27 protein-coding genes are annotated in these 25,398 nt (G+C 39.6%); 11 read left to right on the top strand and 16 right to left on the bottom strand.

What is annotated here, in order from left to right; all coding sequences use genetic code 11:
• Nucleotides 1-86 precede the first annotated feature (86 nt).
• Nucleotides 87-842, top strand: a complete 756-nt coding sequence (udp, locus tag PARC_RS19530) for a uridine phosphorylase (RefSeq protein ID WP_007582384.1) — start codon at nt 87-89, stop codon at nt 840-842.
• 68 nt (nt 843-910) lie between these two features.
• Here the strand turns inward: udp and cdd are convergent, their stop codons facing one another.
• A complete protein-coding gene (gene cdd, locus PARC_RS19525) occupies nt 911-1,837 on the bottom strand; it encodes a cytidine deaminase (RefSeq protein WP_010553972.1) in 927 nt (308 codons plus the stop codon).
• A 159-nt stretch (nt 1,838-1,996) separates the two neighbouring features.
• A complete protein-coding gene (gene ppc, locus PARC_RS19520; RefSeq protein WP_010553973.1) occupies nt 1,997-4,642 on the bottom strand; it encodes a phosphoenolpyruvate carboxylase in 2,646 nt (881 codons plus the stop codon).
• Between the two features lie 120 nt (nt 4,643-4,762).
• On the opposite strand from ppc, the gene PARC_RS19515 reads away from it, so the two are divergent.
• The 5 genes from PARC_RS19515 to PARC_RS19495 all read left to right on the top strand — a co-directional run bounded on the left by PARC_RS19515 (nt 4,763) and on the right by PARC_RS19495 (nt 8,603).
• Nucleotides 4,763-5,161 (top strand): thiol-disulfide oxidoreductase DCC family protein, encoded by a 399-nt coding sequence (locus PARC_RS19515; RefSeq protein ID WP_010553974.1) that lies wholly within the window; start codon nt 4,763-4,765, stop codon nt 5,159-5,161.
• Nucleotides 5,158-5,880: an SDR family NAD(P)-dependent oxidoreductase gene (locus PARC_RS19510; RefSeq protein WP_010553975.1), complete on the top strand. Its 723-nt coding sequence runs from the start codon at nt 5,158-5,160 to the stop codon at nt 5,878-5,880. The genes PARC_RS19515 and PARC_RS19510 overlap by 4 nt, the downstream gene beginning before the upstream one ends.
• Nucleotides 5,881-5,889: 9 nt before the next feature.
• Nucleotides 5,890-6,498, top strand: coding sequence for a flavin reductase family protein (locus PARC_RS19505; RefSeq protein WP_010553976.1), 609 nt, complete (start codon nt 5,890-5,892; stop codon nt 6,496-6,498).
• 101 nt (nt 6,499-6,599) lie between these two features.
• The gene (locus PARC_RS19500; protein WP_010553977.1) at nt 6,600-7,820 is read left to right on the top strand and encodes a M24 family metallopeptidase; all 1,221 of its coding nucleotides are present in this window, start codon (nt 6,600-6,602) and stop codon (nt 7,818-7,820) included.
• Between the two features lie 123 nt (nt 7,821-7,943).
• Nucleotides 7,944-8,603, top strand: coding sequence for a DsbA family oxidoreductase (locus PARC_RS19495; protein WP_008134379.1), 660 nt, complete (start codon nt 7,944-7,946; stop codon nt 8,601-8,603).
• Between the two features lie 617 nt (nt 8,604-9,220).
• Here PARC_RS19495 and PARC_RS19490 read toward each other — a convergent pair.
• The 11 genes from PARC_RS19490 to PARC_RS19440 all read right to left on the bottom strand — a co-directional run bounded on the left by PARC_RS19490 (nt 9,221) and on the right by PARC_RS19440 (nt 15,983).
• Nucleotides 9,221-9,667 carry a hypothetical protein gene (locus PARC_RS19490; RefSeq protein WP_010553978.1) on the bottom strand — a complete coding sequence of 149 codons (447 nt, stop codon included), beginning with the start codon at nt 9,665-9,667 and terminating at the stop codon, nt 9,221-9,223.
• Nucleotides 9,668-9,682: 15 nt separating this feature from the next.
• On the bottom strand, nt 9,683-10,267 hold the full coding sequence (locus tag PARC_RS21870; RefSeq protein WP_010553979.1) for an RHS repeat-associated core domain-containing protein: 585 nt from the start codon (nt 10,265-10,267) through the stop codon (nt 9,683-9,685).
• A gap of 98 nt (nt 10,268-10,365) precedes the next feature.
• Nucleotides 10,366-10,674, bottom strand: a complete 309-nt coding sequence (locus tag PARC_RS19480) for a helix-turn-helix domain-containing protein (RefSeq protein WP_010553980.1) — start codon at nt 10,672-10,674, stop codon at nt 10,366-10,368.
• Nucleotides 10,667-11,041, bottom strand: a complete 375-nt coding sequence (locus tag PARC_RS19475; RefSeq protein ID WP_010553981.1) for a type II toxin-antitoxin system RelE/ParE family toxin — start codon at nt 11,039-11,041, stop codon at nt 10,667-10,669. The genes PARC_RS19480 and PARC_RS19475 overlap by 8 nt, the downstream gene beginning before the upstream one ends.
• A 150-nt stretch (nt 11,042-11,191) precedes the next feature.
• Nucleotides 11,192-11,482 (bottom strand): tyrosine-type recombinase/integrase, encoded by a 291-nt coding sequence (locus PARC_RS19470; protein WP_337589871.1) that lies wholly within the window; start codon nt 11,480-11,482, stop codon nt 11,192-11,194.
• A gap of 122 nt (nt 11,483-11,604) precedes the next feature.
• Nucleotides 11,605-11,883 carry a peptidylprolyl isomerase gene (locus PARC_RS19465; RefSeq protein WP_008171402.1) on the bottom strand — a complete coding sequence of 93 codons (279 nt, stop codon included), beginning with the start codon at nt 11,881-11,883 and terminating at the stop codon, nt 11,605-11,607.
• A 102-nt stretch (nt 11,884-11,985) separates the two neighbouring features.
• Nucleotides 11,986-12,408 carry a thiol-disulfide oxidoreductase DCC family protein gene (locus tag PARC_RS19460; protein WP_010553982.1) on the bottom strand — a complete coding sequence of 141 codons (423 nt, stop codon included), beginning with the start codon at nt 12,406-12,408 and terminating at the stop codon, nt 11,986-11,988.
• Between the two features lie 27 nt (nt 12,409-12,435).
• Nucleotides 12,436-12,963, bottom strand: a complete 528-nt coding sequence (locus tag PARC_RS19455; RefSeq protein ID WP_010553983.1) for a response regulator transcription factor — start codon at nt 12,961-12,963, stop codon at nt 12,436-12,438.
• Nucleotides 12,960-14,201 carry an ATP-binding protein gene (locus PARC_RS19450; RefSeq protein ID WP_010553984.1) on the bottom strand — a complete coding sequence of 414 codons (1,242 nt, stop codon included), beginning with the start codon at nt 14,199-14,201 and terminating at the stop codon, nt 12,960-12,962. Before PARC_RS19450 ends, PARC_RS19455 begins: the two co-directional genes overlap by 4 nt.
• Before the next feature lie 61 nt (nt 14,202-14,262).
• Nucleotides 14,263-14,667: a nuclear transport factor 2 family protein gene (locus tag PARC_RS19445; protein ID WP_010553985.1), complete on the bottom strand. Its 405-nt coding sequence runs from the start codon at nt 14,665-14,667 to the stop codon at nt 14,263-14,265.
• Nucleotides 14,668-14,675: 8 nt separating this feature from the next.
• Nucleotides 14,676-15,983: a metal-dependent hydrolase family protein gene (locus PARC_RS19440; protein WP_010553986.1), complete on the bottom strand. Its 1,308-nt coding sequence runs from the start codon at nt 15,981-15,983 to the stop codon at nt 14,676-14,678.
• Between the two features lie 154 nt (nt 15,984-16,137).
• Here PARC_RS19440 and PARC_RS19435 point away from each other — a divergent pair, with 154 nt between their 5' ends.
• Both PARC_RS19435 and gloA2 read left to right on the top strand, forming a co-directional pair.
• Complete coding sequence (locus tag PARC_RS19435; protein WP_010553987.1) at nt 16,138-17,217, top strand: ketoacyl-ACP synthase III; 1,080 nt, start codon at nt 16,138-16,140, stop codon at nt 17,215-17,217.
• A gap of 70 nt (nt 17,218-17,287) precedes the next feature.
• On the top strand, nt 17,288-17,674 hold the full coding sequence (gene gloA2 / locus PARC_RS19430) for an SMU1112c/YaeR family gloxylase I-like metalloprotein (RefSeq protein WP_010553988.1): 387 nt from the start codon (nt 17,288-17,290) through the stop codon (nt 17,672-17,674).
• Nucleotides 17,675-17,712: 38 nt separating this feature from the next.
• Here the strand turns inward: gloA2 and PARC_RS19425 are convergent, their stop codons facing one another.
• Nucleotides 17,713-19,077: a leucyl aminopeptidase family protein gene (locus PARC_RS19425; protein WP_010553989.1), complete on the bottom strand. Its 1,365-nt coding sequence runs from the start codon at nt 19,075-19,077 to the stop codon at nt 17,713-17,715.
• Between the two features lie 87 nt (nt 19,078-19,164).
• A complete protein-coding gene (locus PARC_RS19420; RefSeq protein WP_007582356.1) occupies nt 19,165-19,587 on the bottom strand; it encodes a hypothetical protein in 423 nt (140 codons plus the stop codon).
• A 112-nt stretch (nt 19,588-19,699) separates the two neighbouring features.
• On the opposite strand from PARC_RS19420, the gene PARC_RS19415 reads away from it, so the two are divergent.
• The 3 genes from PARC_RS19415 to PARC_RS19405 all read left to right on the top strand — a co-directional run bounded on the left by PARC_RS19415 (nt 19,700) and on the right by PARC_RS19405 (nt 24,447).
• A complete protein-coding gene (locus PARC_RS19415) occupies nt 19,700-19,870 on the top strand; it encodes an oxidoreductase-like domain-containing protein (RefSeq protein WP_010553991.1) in 171 nt (56 codons plus the stop codon).
• A 310-nt stretch (nt 19,871-20,180) separates the two neighbouring features.
• On the top strand, nt 20,181-22,763 hold the full coding sequence (locus PARC_RS19410) for a TonB-dependent receptor plug domain-containing protein (protein ID WP_010553992.1): 2,583 nt from the start codon (nt 20,181-20,183) through the stop codon (nt 22,761-22,763).
• A 250-nt stretch (nt 22,764-23,013) separates the two neighbouring features.
• Nucleotides 23,014-24,447, top strand: a complete 1,434-nt coding sequence (locus PARC_RS19405; protein WP_010553993.1) for a tetratricopeptide repeat-containing sulfotransferase family protein — start codon at nt 23,014-23,016, stop codon at nt 24,445-24,447.
• Here PARC_RS19405 and PARC_RS19400 read toward each other — a convergent pair.
• A complete protein-coding gene (locus PARC_RS19400) occupies nt 24,395-25,348 on the bottom strand; it encodes an alpha/beta fold hydrolase (RefSeq protein WP_010553994.1) in 954 nt (317 codons plus the stop codon). The two genes, PARC_RS19405 and PARC_RS19400, sit on opposite strands and share 53 nt — an antisense overlap.
• Nucleotides 25,349-25,398 lie beyond the last annotated feature (50 nt).

Below are 25,398 nucleotides of genomic sequence, written 5' to 3'. Positions count from 1 at the left end.
AATAAAACGGACAATCGTCCTGTACTTGATAAACGTTTCTAGCAATGATGCTAGATTGACACAATTTATTATAAAAAGGCTTAGCTATGGAAAAGGTATTTCACTTAGGACTATGTATTGACGATCTTAAAGGTGCAAAACTTGCGATTGTACCGGGCGATCCAGATCGTGCTGCACGCATTTCACAATTCCTAGACAACCCAACCTGCCTTGCTCAAACTCGTGAGTTTCATGTTTACTTAGGTCAACTAAACGGCCATTCGGTGGTTGTTTGTTCTACGGGTATTGGTGGTCCATCTACGTCGATTGCAGTAGAAGAATTAGCACAACTTGGCGTGCGTAAATTTTTACGTATTGGTACAACAGGTGCGATTCAGCCACATATCAACGAAGGCGAAATTTTAATTAGCCAAGCGTCTGTACGTTTAGACGGTGCAAGCCAGCATTTTGCTCCTCTTAGCTACCCTGCTGTGTCTGACTTTTATGCAACACAAGCTATGGTACAAGCATGTAAAAACTTAAATATCGATTTTCATATTGGTATTACTGCATCAAGCGATACATTTTATCCAGGACAAGAGCGTTACGATACGCATTCTGGTTACGTTCCTAAATCACTACAAGGTAGCTGCGAAGAGTGGCAAAAACTGGGCGTGATGAACTACGAAATGGAATCAGCAACATTATTTACTATGTGTGCAGCCCTTGGCTTACAAGCAGCATGTGTTGCCGGCGTACTTGTTAATCGTACTCGCCAAGAAATACCAAATGTTGACCATGGTGAAATTGAGCGTAAATCTGTAGCGGTAGTATTAGAAGCGGCTAAAGTATTACTTGATTAATACCAAGTAAACTCAATAGATAAAATTATAAAGCACAGCTCTGGCTGTGCTTTATAATTTTTAAGAGGTTATTTTAGCTGAGCGCTAATTACTTCTATTGCCGGTAGATTTTTAAAACTTGCAAGTACAGCACGTGCTACACCCGCTTGGTTTTCATGGCCTGCGGTTTCTAAAAGTGTAATTGATTTTACTGTACTTTCGTTAAAGCTAAGCCCTGCGATAAATAATTGGCTAAGTGCACTTTGTAGTGGCGACAAGCTTGGGCTGTATGCTGCGTTTTCTGCGTAACTTCCGTAAAAATCACCATTTTCAAATGTACTAATTTTTACTGCACTAAAGTTTTTACTATAGGGTACGTATGCGTTTAATGCTGTACTTGCTAGTTTTTCATCTAGTTGATCATTTGCAAATACTTGCTGGTGAGGCTCTGGATTAAACAAGCTAAACGCGTTACCTAAATCAGTCGGCCCAAACGAGTGCGGCAGTAATTCTGCCAATTTAAAGTGTTGCTCTGGCAATAAAATATCAAACTCTTTCGCATCAGCGAGTTCGTTCATAAACTGACGACAATACCCACACGGTGCATCGCTAATCGCTATTTTAACTATTTTTTTAGCGCCGTTTAACCATGCGTTATTTATAGCCGATTGCTCTGCATGAACCACTAAACTCAATGCTTGATGATCAAACTCTACATTTGCACCAAAGTAAAAGTTTACCTCATCGTTTTCATCAAGTGCTTTAACAATTGCGCCTACATGAAAATCTGATATCGGCGCAACAGCATACTCAGAAGCCAAAGGTACTAAACCTTGTAATAATGCATCATCAGACACATTGAGTTGTGCGCATAACTGCTTAATATTATTAGAATTTAATATGCCACGTTGTGATTTTAATTGACTACGTAATGACGCTGTTTGCGCTACGTTTAATGTGATGTGCGAATTTGTAAGTGCTGTATCTTGCTGTACAGTAAAAGTTGCTGAAGCCATAACATTTTTTAATTATTCAATGGCTAAGTAGTTTAAAAGGTTAGGATGTTAAATACCAGCCTATTTAACGCAAAAAAGGGAGCACATCGCGTGCTCCCTTTAATTTTAACTGATATACCCAACAAAATAATTAATTGGTATACCTAACAAAATAATATGTTAGCCGGTATTACGCATACCTGCTGCAATACCTGTCATCGTGATCATTAATGCATTATCAATGTCACCTTCGTTGCGCTTTTCCTCTGAGCGAGCACGGCGTAAAAGCTCAACCTGTAGTAAGTTAAGTGGATCGGTGTACGGGTTACGTAAACTAATCGACTCCTTAATCCAAGGTTGTTCGGCTAGTAGGCTTTTTTGCGGGCTAAGTGATTGCACCAAGCTAATGGCTTCTTGAAGCTCTTTACGAAGTGTTACACCCAGTGGTTTGTACATATCTTCCACCAGCGCATTATCATAATGCTCACTCAACCAACAATCGGCTTTACTAAATACCATTTCTAGCATTTCTAGGCGCGATCTAAAGAACGGCCACTGTAAGCTCATTTCGTTTAGGGTTTCAGCGCCGTACTTATTAAGCGCAGCTTTTAAACCTGTTAACGCACCTAGCCATGCAGGAAGCATTAAACGGTTTTGGCTCCACGCAAAAATCCATGGAATAGCACGTAGACTTTCAACGCCACCATTAGGATTACGTTTTGCAGGACGCGAGCCAAGCGGTAACTTAGACAGCTCAAGCTCAGGTGTTGCCATTCTAAAGTAAGGTACAAAGTTTTCATCGTGACGAACTACATTACGGTAATGCTCACATGACTCCTCACTTATTAGCTTCATTACTTCGCGCCACTGCGGTTTTGGCTCTGGTGGCGGTAATAAGTTACTTTGCAGAACTGCGCCTGCGTAAATATTTAAGCTTTGCAGTGCTACATCGGGTAAACCAAATTTAAAGCGAATCATCTCGCCTTGCTCGGTTACACGCAAGCCACCTTTTAATGAGCCAGGCGGTTGTGAATGCAGCGCTTGTGCAGCGGGTGCACCACCACGTCCTACTGTACCACCACGTCCGTGGAATAAAACAAGTTCAATACCACGCTCATCAGCAAGCTGCACTAGTTTATCCATTGCTTCGTACTGCGCCCAACCTGCTGCCATCATGCCGGCATCTTTAGCAGAATCAGAGTAACCAATCATTACATTTTGGGTGTTTTTAATGTGCCCGCGATACCAAACATTATCAAGCAATGTGGTAATTACATCACTGCCTGCGTTTAAATCGTCGAGTGTTTCAAACAACGGTGCTACTGGTAAATCAAAGCTACAGCCGCTTTCTTTTAGCAATAGTTGTACTGCTAAAATGTCTGACGCTGTTCGTGCCATCGAAATAATATACAAACCAAATGTTGCTTCGTCTTGCTTGGCAATTACATCAAAGGTATCAAGTACTTCTTGTACATCAGGGCTTGGTTGCCAATGTTTTGGAATAAGCGGTCTGCGCGAGTTAAGCTCTGCAAGTAAAAATGCTTGTTTGTCTTGCTCTTGCCATTGGTTGTAGTCGCCTAAACCTAAATAACGAGTCAGTTCTGAAAACACATCGCCGTGGCGAGACGAATCTTGGCGCACATCAAGTTTAGCTAAACGCAAACCAAAGCTATTTATACGGTGCAGTAAATCAAGTAATAAACCATCCGCAACTACTTTCATATTACACTTTAATAAAGAGCGATAGCACACTTCAACTGGGTGCTTAAGCTGATTAATATTAGTAATTAAATCTTGTGAATCGCTGCGCTTATTTTTAATTTTAGCACCTAAGTGCGCCACTGTTTCCGCAACCTGATTTTTAAGCTTTTTGATTACCGCTCTATATGGTTCAAACTCTTGCCCTGCAAGCTCAACAAGCTCATCACTGGCATCTGACATAGAGAGTTCAGCGCACAACGTTTTTAAGTCTTGAATGTATAAGTTAAGTGCCATCCAACGACCATGATCAAGCACTTCTTTTGTTACCTGCGATGTTACAAATGGATTACCATCACGGTCTCCACCCATCCACGATGTAAACTCGATTGGGCTGTAATCTATTGGTAACTCTAAGCTCAACTGGTCTTTAACATTGGCTGAAAATTCACGTAAAAAGCGCGGAACCGCATGCCAAAGGCTATTTTCTATTACTGCATAGCCCCATTTGGCTTCATCAACTGGCGTTGGGCGAGAGCGACGAATATCGTCGGTATGCCAAGCTTGGCTAATCAGCTGTTCAATACGATTTAAAATATTGTCCCGCTCTTGCACTAAGTTATCTTTTCGCTCTAATGACGCTAAGCAATCACTTAGTTCAACGTGTTTGTTAATAATAGTACGGCGCGTAACCTCGGTTGGGTGAGCGGTCAATACTAAGTTTATGTGGAGTTTTGAGAGTGTTTCGGCCAAATGATTACTGTCTAACTGGCCTTGTTCTGCTTTTGTAGCTAACGTTTTTAATGTTTGAGTGAGAGGATTTTGTTGACCAAGGCCAACGTCATTAAAACGCGAAACGGTATGAAATTGCTCTGCTACATTAGCAAGGTTTAAAAAATGATTAAATGAACGGGCAACCGGTAAAAGCTCTTCATCACTAAGCGCATGTAAAACATCTATAAGCGCTTGTCTGTCGTCTTCGTTACCACTGCGAGATGATTTTGATAAAGCACGAATTTCTTCCACTTTATCTAAAATCGCTTGACCTTGGGCATCTTTGATTGTTTGTCCTAGTAGTTGCCCTAGTAAATTTACATTACCTCGCAAGGCGGCGTATTGTTCACTCATTTATCAGTCTCCATTTTTTCGTAGGACACTATTAATATCATCATGAAGAGATATTTAATAGATCCATTTGCAATGTCTTGTCGTAAAAAAGTATATATAAAATAATCACAAAGCATTCACATGATCATTTTTTACGATGGTAACTGCCCTCTTTGTAGCACCGAAATGCAGCAACTAAAACACGCTGATAACAAAAACTTAATTACGCTTGAAGATCTTAACGCGAGCGACTTCAGTGAGCGCTACCCGTATATTGATAAAGACAAAGCAATGAACTATCTGCAAGCTCAAAAGCAATCAGGTGAAATGATTTATGGGCTTGATGTAACTTACGAAGCATGGAAAATAGTGGGTAAACATAGCTGGTTGAAAATTTTTCGCTTGCCAATAATTCGCTTTTTCGCTGACTGCGGATACCTATTATTTGCTAAGTATCGGCACCCCATCAGTCGCTTTTTAATGCCAAATACTCAGTGCAGTAATGGCCAATGTGGACTAAAAGCAAAAGGTGATAAATGAAAACTATTGTTTTATTCGGCGCAAGCAGCGCCATAGCAAATGCATATATAGAACATCTACAAATAAACACGCCTACTCATCAGATCGTTTGTATTAGTTCAAAAAGTATTGAATCTGGCTCAAGTGTTGTCCACCTGCATACTGACTACACAAAACAAAGTTTAGCGCGCGTTACTAATTACCTAAAAGAGCAAAATGCCGATATACAACAAGTTATTATATTCAATGGTACACTGCACAACAAAACCCATATGCCCGAAAAAAAGCTGGAGGATTTAGACGCTGAGTATTTTAGCCAACTTCTAAATTCAAACACCCTAACTCCCCTACTTTGCTTGCAGAGTATTTTGCCGCTTTTAACCCACAAAACGCAGTGTACTATTACTGCATTAAGTGCGCGCGTAGGCAGCATAAACGACAATAAATTAGGTGGTTGGTATACTTACCGCGCATCTAAAGCGGCGCTTAACATGCTATTTAAAACCGCTGCTATAGAGCTTGCTCGTCGTGCTAAAAATACCAAACTCATTCTGTTTCACCCTGGCACTACAGATACAGCACTTTCAAAGCCCTTTCAAAAGAATGTACCTGAAGGCAAATTATTTACGCCTGAATTTGTAGCCAAGCAACTATTTGAATTAACAAACAATAACCCTGATTTAAAACTAAACGGTGAGCCTGCTTATTTAGACTGGCAAGGCTCTACAATACCGTGGTAAGGACTTCTAATGCATTTTACTAAAGCGCGTATAGACGCACTTGAAAAACATACCCGTACACATCTAATTAATTCTCTTTCGGGTTTTAAAAGCGCTAATTTAATTGGCACGCAAGACTTACTCGGCAATACCAACTTGTCGATTGTAAGCTCGGTTATTCACCTTGGGGCTAACCCACCTTTAGTCGCAATGATTATGCGCCCTCATAGTGTGCCGCGTCATACATTTGAAAACATTTTACAAACGGGCACTTACACCATTAACCAAGTTAATAAGTCAATTTACAAACAAGCTCATCAAACTTCAGCTCGTTACGATAAAGACGAGTCTGAGTTTGATGCTACAGGCTTAACACCTGAATACTTAAACGACTTTGCAGCGCCTTTTGTAAAAGAAAGCCGCTTAAAGTACTCGGTTAAATTTATAGAAAACCAACATTTAGCCATCAATGGGACTGAGCTCGTTATTGGCGAAATTATGGATGTTTTTGTTGATAAAGCCGCGCTGCAAAGCGATGGTTTCCTAGATTTACAAGCAATAGAAACAGTGGCAGTAACCGGGCTTGATAGCTACCACACAAGTAATAAACTCACGCGTTTACCTTACGCTAAAAAATAATATGACCTTTTAAGAGGTTATTATTTTATAGCCTCTTATCGCATAACATTGAATTTTACCTTGGTATTAATCACACTAGCTAAAAATCCAAGGAGAAAAATATGACTACCATCGGTATTGGTACACAATCGAGCGAGCAAGCGCTGGCAAGCCTAAGTAATATGACGCAAACGCTAACCCCTATTGCAGCTGACGAACATTTAGAGCGCATAGCCAAAGCGCAAGCTTATATGCTTGCAAACAACATAGATGCAATTTATTTAAACGCTGGCACCAACCTAACCTACTTTACAGGTATGAAATGGTACGCGAGCGAGCGCATGGTTGGCGCAATATTACCGGCCCTTGGTGAAGTACAATACATTGCGCCTTATTTCGAAATTGGTTCACTAAACGGGTTTAAAGTAATAGAGGGGCCTATTCATGGGTGGCAAGAACACGAAAATCCTTATGCACTTTTTGTCGAAGTACTAAAAAAGTTAAATATTAATGAAAACGCAACCATTGGCATTGATGAAAGCGCACAATTTTTTATATTCGACGGCATTAATAAAGCGCAAACGGGTTTAACACTCATAAACGCACAACCTGTAACGGCGCATTGTCGTATGCATAAATCAGTTCATGAGCTTAGCTTAATGCAGCGCGCGATGGATATGACCTTAGCCGTGCATCAAGCCACAGCAAGCATGCTTTATGAGGGAATAACCACCACCGAAGTAGAAGCCTTTGTTAAACAAGCCCACCAAAAGGTAGGCGCGCCAGGTAACTATTTTTGTATTGTGTTGTTTGGTGTTGCAACGTCTTTTCCGCACGGTGTTAAAGACGCCCAAGTACTTAAAAAAGGCGATATGGTATTAATAGATACCGGCTGTAAAGTACACGACTACCTATCAGATATAACCCGTACCTATGTATTTGGCGAACCAACAATGCGCCAACGTATGTTTTGGGATCATGAAAAAGCAGCGCAAATGGCGGCATTTAATGCAGCTAAAATCGGTGCCACCTGCGAATACGTAGATGCGGGCGCACGTACTTATTTAGCGGCGCAAGGCCTAGGTCCGCAGTACCAAACACCGGGTTGCCCGCATCGAACTGGCCACGGCATTGGGCTAGACATTCACGAATGGCCATACTTAGTTGGCGGTGATAAAACCCCACTTGCCCCAGGCATGTGCTTTAGTAACGAGCCAATGTTAGTTATACCGGATGAATTTGGCGTACGTTTAGAAGATCATTTTTACATGACCGACAACGGCCCTCATTGGTTTACACAACCAAGTTATAGCATTGACGACCCATTTGGGCTTAACGCCTAAAGATTAGTACCTTCTAAAAGAGCAGCTGTATAGCTGCTCTTTTTAGTTTGGTATTGATAAAGCTAAATTAATCCCAATATCCTTTTTTATACTTAGTTATAAGCAATCCTCAAAAGGATAAATATGAAAAACTTTAAAATTGATATCGTTTCAGACGTAATGTGCCCTTGGTGTGTAGTGGGTTATAAAAACCTAGAAACTGCACTAGAGCAACTTAAAGACGAAATGAGCGCAGATATTACGTGGCATCCTTTTGAACTAAATCCAGATATGCCAATTGAAGGTCAAGACTTAAACGAACATTTAATGCAAAAGTACAACCTAAGTGAAGAGCAAGGCGACGAAAATCGTAAAAACATGTTCGAAGCCGGTCAACGTGCTGGATTCACCTTTAATTTTGATGGCAAACGCATCATGATCAACAGCTTTGACTTGCATCGTTTATTAATGTGGGCACGTGAAGAAGGTAAGCAAACAGAGTTAAAACTCGCCTTTTTCGAAGCGCACTTCACAGATTTAAAATACTTAAATCAAGAAGAAGCATTGCTCGACGTAGTTGAAAAAGTGGGTCTTGATAAAGAAACTGCGCGCGGTATTCTACATTCAGACAAATACGTACAAGACGTACGCCAAGAGCAAGACAACTTTAAACAGATGGGTATTACTTCAGTACCTACGTTTATCATAAACGATAAATATGCACTTACTGGCGGACAACCAAGCGACTCATTCATTCAAGCACTAAAACAAATTAGTGAAGAAGAAGCCAAACAAGACGCTTAACGAGTAAATTATTGTTTAACACTTAAAAAAGGCTGCACATTGCAGCTTTTTTTTATTACGTGTAAGTAAGCGAACAAGAATTATCTTACTATAAACTTGTTAGATATTTTATCGTCAACATACAGCACTGAATGCGTGTGATTATTCGTAACATCACAAGCGATTTATCTCTAACACAGCCTCTTGGATTCTCGTAAATGAACTTCACTGTATAAAAATTAGGATGGGTATCTGTAGTGGTCAACTAATTTCAGCTGATGAGCAAAACGCTCAGGCAACGCTATTTTCGTCTGCGTAAAAATTTAAGTTCAACACGTAGGTTGGATAGAGCGTAGCGAAACACAACGAATATTTAATATTAGACAACTAGCTTGGCAGAGAGGGTAACCACCCATCAAATATATTTAAAAACGTAGGTCGGATAAGCAAAGCGCCATCCGACACAGTAACTTATTTGAGTTTCAACGAACATAAACAGCTAATTTGTATAGCAAAATCAAGCAGAACAGTCACCTTAATTGAACAAGCAAAACTATCCCAATTAAGATGGGTGTCACGTTAATTTTAAGAGGCATTTCAAAGGAGCTTTGGATTCAAACAATTTTATTAATAAATTCTTATCCAACTAAGGATTTGAAATAGCTCTTAACATATTTTTCATAAACCACTTTAAAGTGAGGCTGTGCATCTTCACAAGAAGATAAAGCGACTTTTAACGTTGTTTCTAATTCAGGCATGTGGCTAATACTTCCATTCTCTAGAATATTTCTAGCTTTCTCAGCAGCTTGAGAATAACTCACTGGGTAACCACCTTGGCTCCAAGCTTGGAATACTGAACATATTAATTTAATAGCACTTCCCTCATGAAGAAGCCTTGCATCATCTTCGTCGATGCAATAATCGCTTGCCTTACAATCTATAAAAATTTCGGGTTCAAATTTTCCATCTTCAGAGCCAAAGTCATCATATAATCCAGAATACTCAATTAGTGTTTTATACATAAATAAAACATCTCTAATAGCTTCTGAAGCCTTATTAAAGTTATCAAATTCATTATCACTCATTGTAATCAAGCCTCATTATGTTTTATCTTTACTTTTGTCCACACCGTAAGGATGTCCATGTATCTTACCTTTACTATCTTGGTGAACTTTAACTCCAAATTGACCTTTTGTACCGTCCCCTGTAGTTCCAACTCTTCTACCAGTTTCTAGAGTTTTAATTTTCGAGTTATTGGGATCTGTAGTTCCATTTTCCCACGCATCTTGAGTCAAGTCGTCAGCTTCGCTTGGGTTATCCCATGTCGAAGGAGGATTTCCTGGGTTTTGTTTCGTCCTATTTTTATTTCCTGGAGTTCCTTTTTTGTGTTCATCTTGTTTTTGCTTTTTAATTTCAGGTTGTTCTTCAGATGATTCATTGTATGCATTAATTGCTTCTGAACCAGCATAACCTGCTAAAGCTGCACTTCCTGTGAATAAAGCCGCATTACCTAACGCAATTAGTTCAGGTGCAAATAATATTAGAAGCGGAAATTTTCCGTCTGGATCAGTGTATTTATACGGATTATTATTGGTATATCTGTTGAAAGTATGCACGTTAGTAAAACCTACTGGATCATTCGAATAAAAACGACCTATGACTGGATCATAGTATCGTGCCTGCATATACAGTAATTGGCTTTATGATCCACAGAGTTAATCTTATTAAAGTAATGATTTAAATGAACGTCTTAGTGATATTAAGTGTTCAGTGTACAATGAATTTAATAAGCAAGTACACCTAGCCCTTTGTGCGCTACTAGGTTGAGTAATTTTAAAGACGCTCCTTTTGGTGATTTCCCACCTTGCTCCCATGATCTAACCGTCGAAGGGCTTGTATTTAAATAAGCAGCAAACACGGCTTGACTAACATGAGCTCTCTCTCGTATCGCTTTTATATGTGCAGCATCATAGCGCTCTATTTCTGGTAGGCATAACACATCAAATTCCCGCATTGTTTGCACATCCATTACACCCGCATCAGTCAACCCTTTTGCGGTGTCGTGCATGACATCTAAAATACTATTACTCATGATTTATTACCTCTATTAATTCACCTGATTCAATGGCTTTTTTGAGTTGAATATCTGAATAACCAAGTAATTCTTTTGCCATCAACTTCAGTGTTTTCAACTCTTTTTTACCTATGTTATCTCGTTGATTTTTAGAAAAACCAAACATGAAGAATGATTTATCACCCACTTTAAACGCAACAATAGTACGAAACCCGCCACGTTTACCTTGGCCTTGAATTGCTGCTCGTTTTTTATAAACATGGCCGCCTAGTTCACCATCATTAAGTCCCTCTCCAAGTTCACGTATAGTCTCTTGCAAAGCATGATCGGTTAAACATTCTTTTTCAGCCCACTTACTGAACCATTTTGATTTAAAGATATACATTTAAATTCCTTACTCTTGGCTAACTATACCACTCAGTGTTATAGCTTTCCACGTGCAATCACATTATTTAATAACAAAAGAGCATTACTCACTTAATATCAAAGGCTTCAATGTATTGCTCATTGAAGCCTCTGGTTTATCCTGTCGCTATTACAAATAGAATGATGACTTTAATGGTGCAGACGGGTGACTGCGCTGGTAGGTACTTGTTAAAACACTCCGTGATACGTGTGTGTATATTTGCGTTGTTGATATATTGGCATGCCTTAACATTTCTTGAACATGACGAAGCTCAGCGCCGTTATCAAGCATAATAGTCGCTGTGGCATGTCTAAATAAATGACATGCTCCAGCTCGTTTATGCCCAGCTAGTTTGACATACCGCGCAACCATTTCAGATAATTTATTGGCTGAATAACGCCTACCATTATTAGCAAGCAGAAATTAACAGAAATTAAGATGACACCCATCCTAATTCTTAGTTCGTCAAAGTGTAACGTTTAGGATAGGTGATGAGGTGGACGCTTGCTAAGACGCGTCAATTGCTAAACAGTTTAAATAAACTAAGTACGATAAAGTACTTTAATTACATGCCAGCCAAATTTAGTTTTAACTAGGTGGGGTTCTAAAATTGCGCCTTTAAACGCAATTTTGTCAAACTGTGGGACCATTTGTCCGCGTCCAAATTCACCTAAGTCACCGCCTTTTTTGCCCGATGGGCACGACGAATATTTTTTAGCTAAGGTTTGAAACTTTGCACCTTTACCTAATTGCTTAATAATATCTTCTGCAATTTCTTTATGTTTAACCAAAATGTGAAGTGCATGTGCTGTGTTTGCCATGAAAAAAGCCTTTTATACCGTTAGCTAAAATTAAACGCGGCGATTTTAACACAACCCCATAAACCTAGCATCTACTTATACTGCAGTGTATTAACGCCTAATTTATAAATAATGTTTGGCATCCTCTGGGTTGGGAATTCTGCAATACTGATATTTTCCAAATAAGGTATAGCGGTTTAAAGCAATCCTATCGTATAACCAATTATTAAACCTATTTGGCAAAATACTAAATACAGTTGCTAGTTTGTATGGGTAACCTAGCTGCTTAACAACGTTAAAAAAAGCATGGCTTTGCGTATACGCTTTACCATTTTCTAGGTAAACCATTGAGGCATATTCAATTGTTGAAAAACCAAAGTGTGTTAACAACAGTTCCCCTTTTGGAGATTGCACGCTGCATAATTTAAAAATAGTATTTTTATCGTGAGCAATAATAAAATTACACCACGCGCTGCACAGCTTACATTGCGCATCAAATAATATAATTTTTTGATTTTGCATTATTGTCACTGCATCATCGCTCATAACACTTTCCTTAAATTAAGTACTAAATTACTGCTGCACCGGCTTTTTTTGTAACTTGCGCTGCAAAGTACGTCTATGCATATTAAGTTGCCTTGCGGTAACCGACACATTGCCATTATTACTGTGCAGTACTTGTTGAATATGCTCCCACTCTAAGCGCTCCGGCGACATAACCGCATCATCAATAACATTCGATGCCGATGCCATAGGCTCGGTGTTAAGCGCTTTTAATAATGTTGCCATATCAACCGGCTTAGTAAGGTAATCGTTTGCGCCTAAACGCATTGCCTCTACTGCGGTTGCTATACTTGCAAACCCGGTTAATAAAACAATATGAGCTTGGGGGAGCAAACTACGCAGCGGCTTTATGAGTGCAAGTCCGTTATCGTCACCTAGTTTCATGTCTAATAAAATAAAGTCGGGCAATAGTTTACGCGCGGTAAGTAACGCATCACTTTGATTATGCGCCACCTCGCAGGTAAAGCCTTGTTTAGTTAAACGCCTTGCCAGTGTGCTGGCTAAATTTATGTCGTCTTCAATTATAAGTAACTTCATGAGGCGTTATTCTCAGTGTTTACAATAGCGAGTTTAACTTTGGCGACAGCGCCGCCATCTGCATGGTTAAACAAGGTAAGTGAGCCATTTAAACGCTCAAAAGTAACGTTTGATAAAAGCACAGCAAGCCCCATTCCTTGATCGCTTGGCATAAGTTGACCACCCAGCTCTGCTAATTGCGATGATGAAAAGCCAGGGCCAAAATCGCGAATTAACAAGTAAACGCATTCACTATGTAAGTTATCTTGCTGCCAACTCAGCTCTAATTGAGTTTGACCTTGTTTTTGATTAGCGAGCGCGGCGTTTTGCAATAAATTCAAAATAGCAGGCAATAACATCGCATCACTTATCAATGTTGCTGCAATAGGTGGCGTAATCCATTTAATGTGCTGATCAGGGTATTGCAGTAAAAGCGTATCTGTAATTTGCGTTTGCAGTTGCTTTACGGTGGTATGCTCTTGCGAATTTTTAAGACGTAATTGCTCTGAGAGTTTTCTAAAGTCGTTAAGTTGTGTACTGCACTGAGTAAGCGGCGCTTGCATGTACTTAACAATAGGATTGTTTGGTTGCTCTTCTAATAACTCTTCAAACAGTAACTGTAAGTTTGCAATTGGGGTCGCTAGTTGATGGGTTATTTGTGCAGCGGCCCCATCAAGGATAACAAGCTGTTCATTACGTAATTGTTTTTCACGCACGTTTGCAATAATTCGCTCTCGCTCTTTAAGTGCCCTGCTCATTGCGCCAATAACAAGTGCGATTACGCTGGCACTTAAAACAAAATTGACCCACATGCCAATAAAGTGACCACTCATATTCATTTGATGCATGCTGTGATCGGGCATCTTAATCAGTAAAAAGCTATATGCGGCAATGGCTAATACCGCAATATAAGCTAATCCTTTTTCTCGCAGCGTAACAGCGGCTATCATTATTGGGAGCAATAACAGTGATACAAATGCATTGGTTGCACCACCGCTTAGCGAGAGTAAAACCGTTAAAAATAATACATCAGCGGTTAACTGCATCAACATACCCAAAGGTTTAGCGCGGCTCACATTACGATAAGCAAATAGACTAATAAGCTGAAACACAGCCTCAACGGCAATAACAATCAGTAAAGGCAGTAATGCAATTTGATGTTCTAGTAAAAAATAAACGCTAAGCACAGCAATTAATTGCACCGCAATAGCGCCGCTTCGCAGCATTAATAGTCGACTAATGGTGGGGTCGGTACGCATTAACAAGAGGTAATTGCCCAATCAAATGTTTAATAAGGTTATTTTAACGGTTATATGGTTTTTAATCATCATCCATCGAAATTGAAAACGGAGCACAAGGCGTTCCTTGGTGAAACACCATTTGCCATTGCTCACCTTGCTTACGCCAAAGCGACATACGCAATGAATAATTAAATTCACTGCGAGCAGAGCGCCTATAAGCTGCTTGATAACTAAGTTGCACTACATCATCGCTCAGCATTCGGCCCTTAAACTGCTGATTATAAAACTGTGGCACAACCTCGGTAGGTAAGCGGGTAAGTACTTGGTATTTATTAAATGTAGTGCCATTGGCAGCAATTTCGATAAATTCATCATCGAGTAAAGCATCTAATGCGCGCTCAGATTGGCGAACTTCTGGGTCGAGTAACTGGCGCTCAGCGTCAATCAAATGATTAAACAACGACACTTTTATTTTGCTGCTCATAACCTTCCCTATTGTTTATAAACTTGCCCGGCTTTCATAACAAATTGCACGTTTTTAAGTACGTCGATATTTTTAAGCGGTGAGCCATTCACACTGATAATATCTGCTTGTTTACCAACACTCAAGTCGCCAATGAGTGCGCTTTGCCCCAGCAGTTTAGCTGCATGTATGGTTGCTGATTTAATAGCTTGGGCTTCGCTCATACCATTGTTTACCATTAAACTAAATTCGTTAGCATTGAGCCCATGACGCGACACCCCAGAGTCTGTTCCAAAAGCTATATTAACCTTGTTTTTCAGTGCAAGTTTAAACGAAGCCTGCATTTTTGGAGTCACTTCACGCACTTTGTCGGCTATTGCCGGTGGCATATTTGGATTTGTAAGCACCTCTTCACTTACCGTTGCACCCGCTAAAAGCGTCGGTACTAAATAAGCTCCCGTTTTTTTAAATAACTTTATTGCCTCTTTATCTAAATAAGAGCCATGCTCAATAGAATCTACACCGGCTTTTAAGGCCGCTTTTATACCTTGTGTACCGTGTGCATGCGCTGTAACTTTACGACCTAAGTGATGAGCAGTATCAACAATTGCAATCAGCTCTGCATCTGTAAGTTGTTGGTTAACACCAGCAGCGGTATTACTTAGTACTCCACCCGTGGCAGTAATTTTAATTACATCAGCGCCACTTTTAATTACCTCGCGTACCGCACGGCTACAATCATCCGCGCCATTACATATACCAATCCCGCCTGTAACCGCATCTGTAATATCTTTTCGATAACCGTGCATATCTGCGTGCCCACCGGTAGGCGATATTGTATTACCCGCTGCAAAAATGCGAGGGCCGTTAATATCATTTCGCTCAATAGCACGTTTTAGCGGAAATATAACTTTGTGATCGCTACCTAAATCTCGCACTGATGTAAAACCCGCATCGAGCGTACGTTGTAAATATTTAATTGAGCGCAAAGCATAATCGGCATCATATTCTGTTGCCCAGCGGTGAGGGTTTGCTTTAGCATCTCGCTCAAACGTAACGTGAACATGCATATCAATAAGGCCAGGCATTACAAATTGATTTTTTAGATTTATAATATCTGCATCAGGTAGGTTAAGTTCTGCTTTTGTGAGGTAGCCGTTTTTAATGGCTGTTATTGTATTATCTGTTATGACTAACGTTTGCTCTGTTTTTACTTTTTGATCCTCGGATGCAAGTAAACTGCCCGCATAAATAATTTTATGCTGTTGAGCAAAAGCCCCATTTGCTATTAATGCCAGCGTTATTGCAGTGAATGTTGTTATTAGTGTTGTTTTCATACTTGCTCCTTTTTTATACTAGCATTACCTTAAATAACCTGTAATTGCGAATATTTACGACACAAAGCATGCTATAAACTAGTCTTGAAAGCCGTTTTTTGGTATAACTCACCCATTAAGTAATACATGTCAGACCACCTTAAGAGAACATACTATGCCTTACGCACATATCACTGGTTGGGGTAAATGCATTCCACCAGCAAGCATTAGCAACGATGAAATTAGTGAAATAGTTGATACCACCGACGAGTGGATAACCTCGCGTACAGGCATTAAATCTCGCCGAGTGAGCCATGTAAGTACCGCCGAGCTGGCAACCGTTGCAGCTAAGCATGCTATTGCCTGCGCAGGCGTTGATCCTAAAGATATTGATTTAGTGATATTAGCAACCTGTACACCTTCTACTGTTGTGGCAAATACTGCCTCGCAAGTGCAAAAAAATATTGGTGCAACAGGCGCTGCCGCAATGGATACAAACGCGGCATGTTCGGGCTTTTTATATGCATTGCAAGCTGCTACAGCACAAATTCAAGCGGGTATGATCAAAAAAGCAGTGGTCATTGCCGCTGAGCGTATGACCTGGTACGTAAACTGGGCACGTCGCGATAGCGCTGTTTTATTTGGCGATGGCGCAGGTGCAGTAGTACTTGAAGCGGCAGATACGCCAGCTGGTTTACTAGCAACCAAAACTGGTTGTGACAGTGAAGACCGCGATATTTTACACATCACTAACTTTGGTAGTGATTTAAATAAATATGAGCCAATTGGACCATCTGATTTATTATTTGAAGGTCGTGAAATTTTCAAACGTGCTGTTAAAGGCATGAGCGAAGCGTGCGACGATGTACTTAAACAAGCCGATTTGAGCCTTGATGACATTAATGTACTCGTTCCACACCAAGCTAACTTACGTATTATTCAAGCTATTCAGCATCGTTTAAAAGTACCTGACGAAAAAGTAATGGTTAACATTGGTGAGTATGGTAATACCTCTGCTGCTACGATTGCTATTGCGTTATGTGAAGCCGTTGAGCAAGGGTTAATTAAACCGCATTCAAACATTATGTCTGCTGCATTTGGTGCAGGCCTTACCTGGGCTGCAAGTTACATAAAATGGGGCGAACGCGTAACGCCTATTAGTGTAAGCGATGCCGCTTTACCGCCATGTGATAAAACCGGTTTAGAACTTGTAGCACCGGCCGTTAAAGCATGTAAAGAAGCGCAGCCAAGCTAACACAACATGTAGTAAGCAACATATAAAACGCACTTATTTAAGTGCGTTTTTGCTTTTTAAGGAATTAAATTTGAAACTTTTAGGTATTCACCACGCTGCGATTATTTGTAGTGACTATGCACGTTCTAAACACTTTTATAGCAATGTACTTAAACTTAACGTTATTAATGAGCACTTTAGAGCTGATCGTAATTCATATAAATTAGATTTAGCCATGCCAGATGGTAGCCAAATAGAGCTATTTTCGTTTGATGGAGCTCCCGCAAGACCAACCTATCCCGAAGCACAAGGCTTAAGACATTTAGCTTTTAAGGTAGCGGATGTACAGATTGCAAAAACGTATTTAGAGTCGTGCGAAGTAAACGTTGAGGATATTAGAGTGGATGAAATAACCGGCAAAAAGTTTACCTTTTTTGCCGATCCAGATAACTTGCCACTTGAGCTTTATGAGGTTTAAAACTCATAAGCTCAAGTTCTTACTATTGAATCAAAAACTTATTTATTAAAACGATTTTGTAAGTAGTTAAATACAGCACGAATACCTAATGCTTCACCACCCGTTGGGCGACCTGGTAATGCACGTAAGTTCCACGCCATTACATCAAAATGTACCCACGGTGTTGTTGGTTCAACAAATTCTTTTAAGTAAAGCGCCGCTGTAATAGCACCACCAAACGGTGTGCTTGCACAGTTTGCCATATCAGCTACATCACTTTTTAGTAAGCTTTTGTATTGCTCAAACAACGGAAGTTGCCAAACAGGGTCATGTACACTTAAACCTGCATCAATAATACCATTTGCTACATCGCGCTCTGTTGAGAAAAAGCCCGGAAGCTCCGTGCCTAAAGCAACACGACATGCACCCGTGAGGGTAGCAAAATCAATAATTAGCTCAGGATTATCGTTTTGTGCTTCGCTTAATGCATCACACAATACTAAGCGCCCTTCTGCGTCTGTATTATCAATTTCGACCATAATGCCTTTGCGTGTTTTAACAACATCGCCAGGGCGAAATGCATTGCGCGATACTGCATTTTCAACAGCGGGTACAAGCACTCGTAATCTAATTGGTAAGTTAGCTGCCATAATAAGTTGTGCTAGTGCAATTACGTGCGCCGCCCCGCCCATGTCTTTTTTCATGTTACGCATGCCAGAGCTTGGTTTTAAATCAAGTCCACCAGAGTCAAAACATACGCCCTTACCTACTAGTGTAATTAATGGGGCATCTGTTGCACCCCATTTTAAATCGAGTAAACGCGGTTTATTTTCGCTTGCACGACCCACCATGTGAATAGTCGGGTAGTTTTGCTCTAGTAACTCATCGCCAATCCACTGTGAAAATTCGCCATTGTAAGTTGCAGCTAAATCTTCCATTACTTGCGATAAATGTTGCGGCATCATATCTACCGCTGGCGTATTAACTAGATCACGTGCAAGTGTAATAGCATCAGCTTGTTGGCTAATACGCTCAAACAACGCTTTATCGCTAATGGCTAATTGCGCTTTTGCTGTTGGTTTTTCTTTATATTCACTAAATTCGTAACCACCAAGCACAAACCCTAAAGCAACTTGCTCTACAAAAGCGCTCTCGCCTTGAATTTGATAAGTACCAGTAGGAAGTGTATTTGCTAAATTACCCGCAGCCCAAAAATCATCGCTACTTTGCATTAAACAAAATACCTGGCTTAACTCGCCCGTTTTAGCATCAGGGATTAAAGCAACACCTTGCTTTTCGAAACCTGTATTAGTTAACCAATTTTGTATAAATGCAGGCTGCTGTGCTTGCCAGTCAGATAATTCGTTTTTAAGAATAAAAGATAAAGGAATACCAGAAGATGTATGACGTAGTAATGCACTCATTAAAAAGCTCATATAATATAAAAATGGTACTTAAGAGCATATCAATAAGCGCACCTAAAAGGTATCGCTAATTTGAAGGGATTTTAGCTACTTTTTTAAGCTATTTTTGGATTCTTGCTTTTGATTTTCTTGATCTATTTTAGCATCAAGTTCTTTAATAGATTTGTTCATATTAAACGAACTTGGCAGTACATCAACTCCCACTAAACTCCCTAATTTAACAACTAAAGGAATTGTAAGCGGGGCAAAAGGTAATACAGCAAACACACCGAGCCCTAGGCCTTTTAGAATATCAACAAACTGTTCATTAGCGCGTTTTAACTCCTCTTTACTTGTTTGGCCTTGGGTATAGCGCCTATAAATAGAGAGCATTTCTTTGGTTTCTTGTTTTTCTTGCGCAAGTGCAATTTTAAGCGCCACCATAGCACGGCGAAAACGCAGCTGTTGGCGTTTCTTACTAATTTTAACTACCCGCCAAGGTGCACGGTGAATAACTTTATATAATCGCATAACTTTTATTTTCACACACCAGCACGGGTTCACAAAGAATAATTTACTTACAACATCCTTTAACTTATCCTTTGCACCAAATTAGTATTAAATACATACAACAACACTGAATATGACAAACCAACTACCGCAAAAACCTGAAAAACCAAAATCTGATGAATGTTGTGGTGGTGGCAGTTGCTGCCCCTGCGTGTGGGATGAATATAAAGAGAAATTAGCAACTTGGCGATGCGCACAAAACATTGAAAACCCCACCAAAAAGAAACAAATAAATAACATTTAAATACTGATAACGCATTAATTTTCCTCTCAACAACCCTATTTGCACTTATTTAGTTCATTTTAGCTTTACTTTGCACCATTGTTGCATTTTTTCTTAAATTGAATCTTTTTGTTATCAAATGGTTAATTAGTAATTGCCCTTCCCGTTTTTTACCTATAGTCTGTAAATAGGACTTCACAAAAAGTAAGCTTAATTGATTAGGCTTTTGAGCTAAACCCTCAAACTTATGTGAAACAAAAAATTAAGTTAAAAATAAATGATGTGAAATTAGCATCAAAAATAAGAATTATTCTAACTGGGGAAAATTAGAATGAAATTAAAAAATAATGCGCTAAACCAAGCAATCAAATTTGCTTTAGCTACAACCACTGCAGGGTTGTTTTTTTCGGGTTCTGCTATTGCAGCAGACGAGCAACAACAAACTAAAGTAAACAAAAACGTAGAGAAAATTGCCGTAGTAGGTACGCGCTCAGCTCCACGTTCAATCGGTGACTCACCAGTGCCAATTGATATTATTGGTGGCGAAGAATTAGAAAGATCAGGCAATACCGACATGCTTGAGCTATTAAAAGGTGCAGTGCCATCTTTTAACGTACATCAAAATCCTATTAGCGATGCGGCCTCTCTTGTTCGCCCAGCTAACTTACGTGGTTTACCATCAGACAGCACATTGGTTCTTTTAAACGGCAAACGTCGTCATCGTGCTTCTGTAATTGCATTTTTAGGCGGTGGTATTAACGATGGCGCGCAAGGCGCAGATATTTCAGTTATTCCAAGCATTGCTATTAAACAAGTAGAAGTACTTCGTGATGGCGCAGCTGCACAATATGGTTCTGATGCAATAGCCGGTGTAATGAACTTCCAACTAAAAGACGCTTCTGAAGGTGGCAAATTAGAAATCCGCCATGGTCAATTTTATGAAGGTGATGGCGATACAACACAAGTGTCGGGTAACGTGGGTTTACCGTTTACCGACAATGGCTTTGCTAATTTAAGCTTTCAATATAAAACAGCTGATGCAACAAGCCGCTCAGTTCAACGTGCCGATGCCGCAGCACTTTCAGCTGCCGGTGTTCCTGATGTATCTTCTCTTGCACAAGTATGGGGCGCACCAGAAGTAAACGACGATATTACAATTTTTGGTAACGTAGGTTTAGAGCTAACAAACGATTCTGAATTTTACATGTTTGGTAATTACTCTGAACGTGATGTACGTGGTGGCTTTTACTACCGTAACCCGCAAACACGTTCTGGCGTTTACTCAAATGATGGTGGCGAAACACTACTTGTTGCAGATTTAACACCTGATATGAGCGCTAACTGTCCTACTATTGCAATAACAGATGGCAACGTATTAGATGATCCTGCTTATATAAATGGTGTAGCGAACAACCCAGATTGTTTTGCCTTTAACGAAACGCTTCCAGGTGGCTTTACACCTAACTTTGGCGGCAACATTACTGATACTTCTTTAACTATTGGTACTAAAGGGCGATTCACTGGTGGTTTCTTAAAAGATACTTACTATGACTTAAGCGGTACTGTGGGTTTAAATGAATCACGTTACTTCATCTATGACACGGTTAATGCTTCTTTAGGTGCAGATACGCCACGTGACTTCAGTCCGGGTAAATATGAACAGCTAGAAAAAAACTTTAACTTTGATTTATCAAAGGGTGTCGACTTTGGTTTAGCTTATGATGTAAACATTGCCGGTGGTTTTGAATGGCATGAAGAAACATTCACTATCATTTCTGGTGATGAAGAATCTTACACAGCAGGCCCTTTAACAGCACAAGGTTTTGGTATTGGCTCTAACGGCTTCCCTGGTTTTAAACCATCACAAGCAGGTGAGTTTTCTCGTCGTAACTATGCAGCGTATGTTGATGTTGAAGCACCATTTACTGAAGATTTCTTAATGGGCGTAGCGCTTCGCTTTGAAGACTACGACAGCTTTGGTACTACAACTAACTACAAAGTAATGGCTCAATACCATTTAACTGAAGATTTAAATATTCGTGGTTCTGTAAGTAGCGGTTTCCGTGCACCTACAGTTGGTCAAGCTAACGTAAGTAACGTACAAACAAGCTTAGACAGCGGTGTATTACAAGATTCAGCGCTTCTTCCACCAACAAACCCTATTGCAGTGCAATTAGGTGGTACAGAGCTTGAGCCGGAAGAATCACAAAGCTATACACTTGGTGCTGTATACACAATCGGCGAGTTATTTTTAACGCTTGATTACTACAACATTCAAGTAGATGACCGTATTAGCCAATCAGATAAAATCAACTTAAGCCAAGCAGATAAAGATACACTTACAGCCGCTGGAGTTCCTAATGTACAAGGTCTTGCTCAGGTAAGCTTTTTTACAAATGACTTTGATACAACAACTCAAGGTATCGATTTAGTTGCAAACTATACTGCTGAACTAATGGGCGGTAGCTCTACATTTAGTCTTGCTTATAACTGGAATGATACTGAAGTAACTCAATTTAGTGAGATTACAGGTGCGTTTAAAGTTAAACGCTTAGAAGAAGATTTACCTAACCATCGTGCAACGTTCACATTGTCTCAACAATGGGAATCAGTTTCTGCATTTGCTCGTGCAAACTACTACGGCGAATACCAAGGTGTTCACGTTGATTATGATGCAACAGCTAAAACAGCAGATGCTGCAGTCACTATTGATGCTGAAGTAACTTACTTCTTAAATGAATCAGTTAGCTTCTCTGTAGGCGCTCAAAACTTATTCGACCAAGATGCTGAAAAACTTGATTTTGCAGATGCAACGGGTATCCCTAATAACAACTGGGGTGGTCAGTTCTACGAAACATCTCCGTTTGGTATTAACGGTGGCTTTTACTACGCTAAAGCAACATATACTTTTTAAACTATTTTCATGAAGAACCAAAGGCGAAATGTTAAAGACATTTCGCCTTTTTAATTTTATAGTTAATAAAAATAATAATGAACAATACCAATTGCATTGAATAAGTGTTCTATTATAGCGCTCAGAAAATAGCGTAATAACAAGGCGAAAACTATGATATATAGTTGCTCTATATGAATAATTTTTAACGCAGTGAGTACGCTATTTAATGCGATAGAATGATTGTTTTTTTAATAAAATTGGTATAACTATGCTACTTAATAAAGCCAACCAACTACTGCAACAAAATAAACTCAAAGAAGCTGAGTTTCATTTTAAAACGCTATTAAATAGTAATCCCGAAAATGGTGAAGCTTTATTTGGCTTAGGCAGAATTGCCCTACGATTAGAGCGTTATGACGCTGCCGTGTACTTACTCCAAAAAGCGTGTGAGCGCATGCCTCATATGCTTGAACCATTACATGCCCTTGCTGATGCATTTAACGGTGTTAATTCGCCAAACGATGCGTTAACGGTGCTCGAATACGCAAAAAAATTAGCAAGTCATAACCCAGAACCTCATTATTATTTAGCACAGCACTATTTAACACATGGCGAGTTAGATAAAGCCCATACAACCTTTGCCCATGCACTCAGTATTGGGGTATACCCTGTTACAGCCTATATTTTATTTGAACTTGTGCAGTTAGGCCGCTTTGATAAAGAACATAATTATGTAAGTAATTTGCACCACTTATTAACTCAAACGAGCAATTTACGTTTAAAAATGGTGTGTTACTACGCATTAGCAAACAGTTACGATGCACTTGAAGATACCGAGCAAGCATTTAATTATTTTATATTGGCGAATAAATTACAAAGAAAATTAAGTGAATTTAGCACTAAAGATTTAATCCCTTTTTACGATGAAATAATAAAATACAACACCGAGGAATTTATTGCCTCTGCCGATAAAAAATTTACAGGTAATATTACGCCTGTCTTTATTATTGGTATGCCTCGTAGTGGCTCTACCCTCCTGGAGCAAATGTTGGCAAGCCATAGTCAGTTTTCGAGCCTAGGAGAAAGTACGAGTATTAGTAATAACGCGGTTGCTTTTATCGAACAAAAAACGGGAGTTGCTTACCCGCAATGTTTAGCACATTTAACGCCTGACTTAATCAAAAAAGCCCGCGAGCTTTATATCACAACATTAAAAACAGCATCGCCCATCAGACCTTTTATAATAAATAAACTGCCGAGTAATTATCAGTCGCTCGGACTAATATATATCCTATTTCCAAATGCCAAATTTATAAACTTAAGTCGTAATTTTAATGCTACAGCGTTTTCTATTTTCACTAATTACTTTGCTGAAAACGAGCCTTATTTTTGCTCACTACCTGAGTTTAAGCTTTACCATAGTGTGTATGAAAAACTGATGAGCCATTGGCACTCCTTTAAAGGTATGCCAATTTATGATGTCAGTTACGAAGATTTAGTGAGTAACCCAAAAGAGCAGCTAACGCAGTTACTTGGTTTTTTAAACTGTAGTTTTGAAGAGCGCTGCTTAGCGTTTTATAAACAAAAAGCACCGGTAACGACCTTGAGTAAACATGCTATTCGCCAACCTATTAATAACGCCGCAATCGCTAAGTGGGAGCGTTACAAAACACCTCTTTTAAAGTTACTTGATGAGAATTAATCGGATGTGCTTTAAACCAATTAAGTAAATCTTTAAATTGATCATCACGCGCACTTGGGTGGGTAAGCATATTAATATGATCGTAATCAAAATTATGCCCGTGTTTACGACCGTAAATTCGCATTTGTTGAATGCCAGGCCCTGATTCGTCCATAAACTTTTGAATATCGATTGGTTGCGCTAATGCTTTATCTTTTACCGCAGCAATATGAAGCGTTGGCGGTAAATGCAGATTGTTTAGCGCTTTTGCATAATCAAAATTATCATCAGAATCTATCCATGGCTTCTTTTTAGCCCATTGCATACTTTGATAATGCGACTTTTGAGTTTCGTTATCGCTTCCCCACTTATAGCCTTTAGCATTTAAATAGCCGTGTTTTTTAGCAAGTAAAGGTGCCATAAAATACCAAATTAAATTGGCTTGTAATAATTTTTGAGGATGGTTATTAAATAAAGAACGCTTAGAGCCAAAATACACACACGCTTTTACATCATTAATATATTCTGGAAAACGTGCAAACGCGCTGTTCATCAATACCCCGCCCCAAGAGTGAGCGACCCAGTAGTCAGGCTTCTTGCCTTCAATCAACTCTATTTGCTTAATAAAGGTAGGGATGTCTTCTAGGATAGACTCAGTTTGTCCATATTCGGACTCGCTCGAAATAATTGGCTTACTATCACCTCGTCCACGTAAATCAGCCACATAACATCTATACCCATGCTCAGCCAAAAAAGGGGCAAGCCCTTTATTAGAATGGGTGTAAAAAATTTTACCGTTTTCTACAGCTCCATGCATAAAAAATACGACAGGCCCTTGCTGATTATCATCGCTGATTCGACGTAAATGAAGTGTTTGGTGAGCGTCTAAATTAATAATTATTGATTGCTGAGAAATCGCCACAGTTATTCCTTTTTATTATTTTCAACTCATCCTACCAGCAATATTAAATA

It is taken from the genome of Pseudoalteromonas arctica A 37-1-2 (assembly GCF_000238395.3).
Classification (GTDB): Bacteria; Pseudomonadota; Gammaproteobacteria; order Enterobacterales; family Alteromonadaceae; genus Pseudoalteromonas; species Pseudoalteromonas arctica.
The sequence above is the reverse complement of the archived record's forward strand: the minus strand, read 5'-3'. Positions and strand labels throughout refer to the sequence as shown.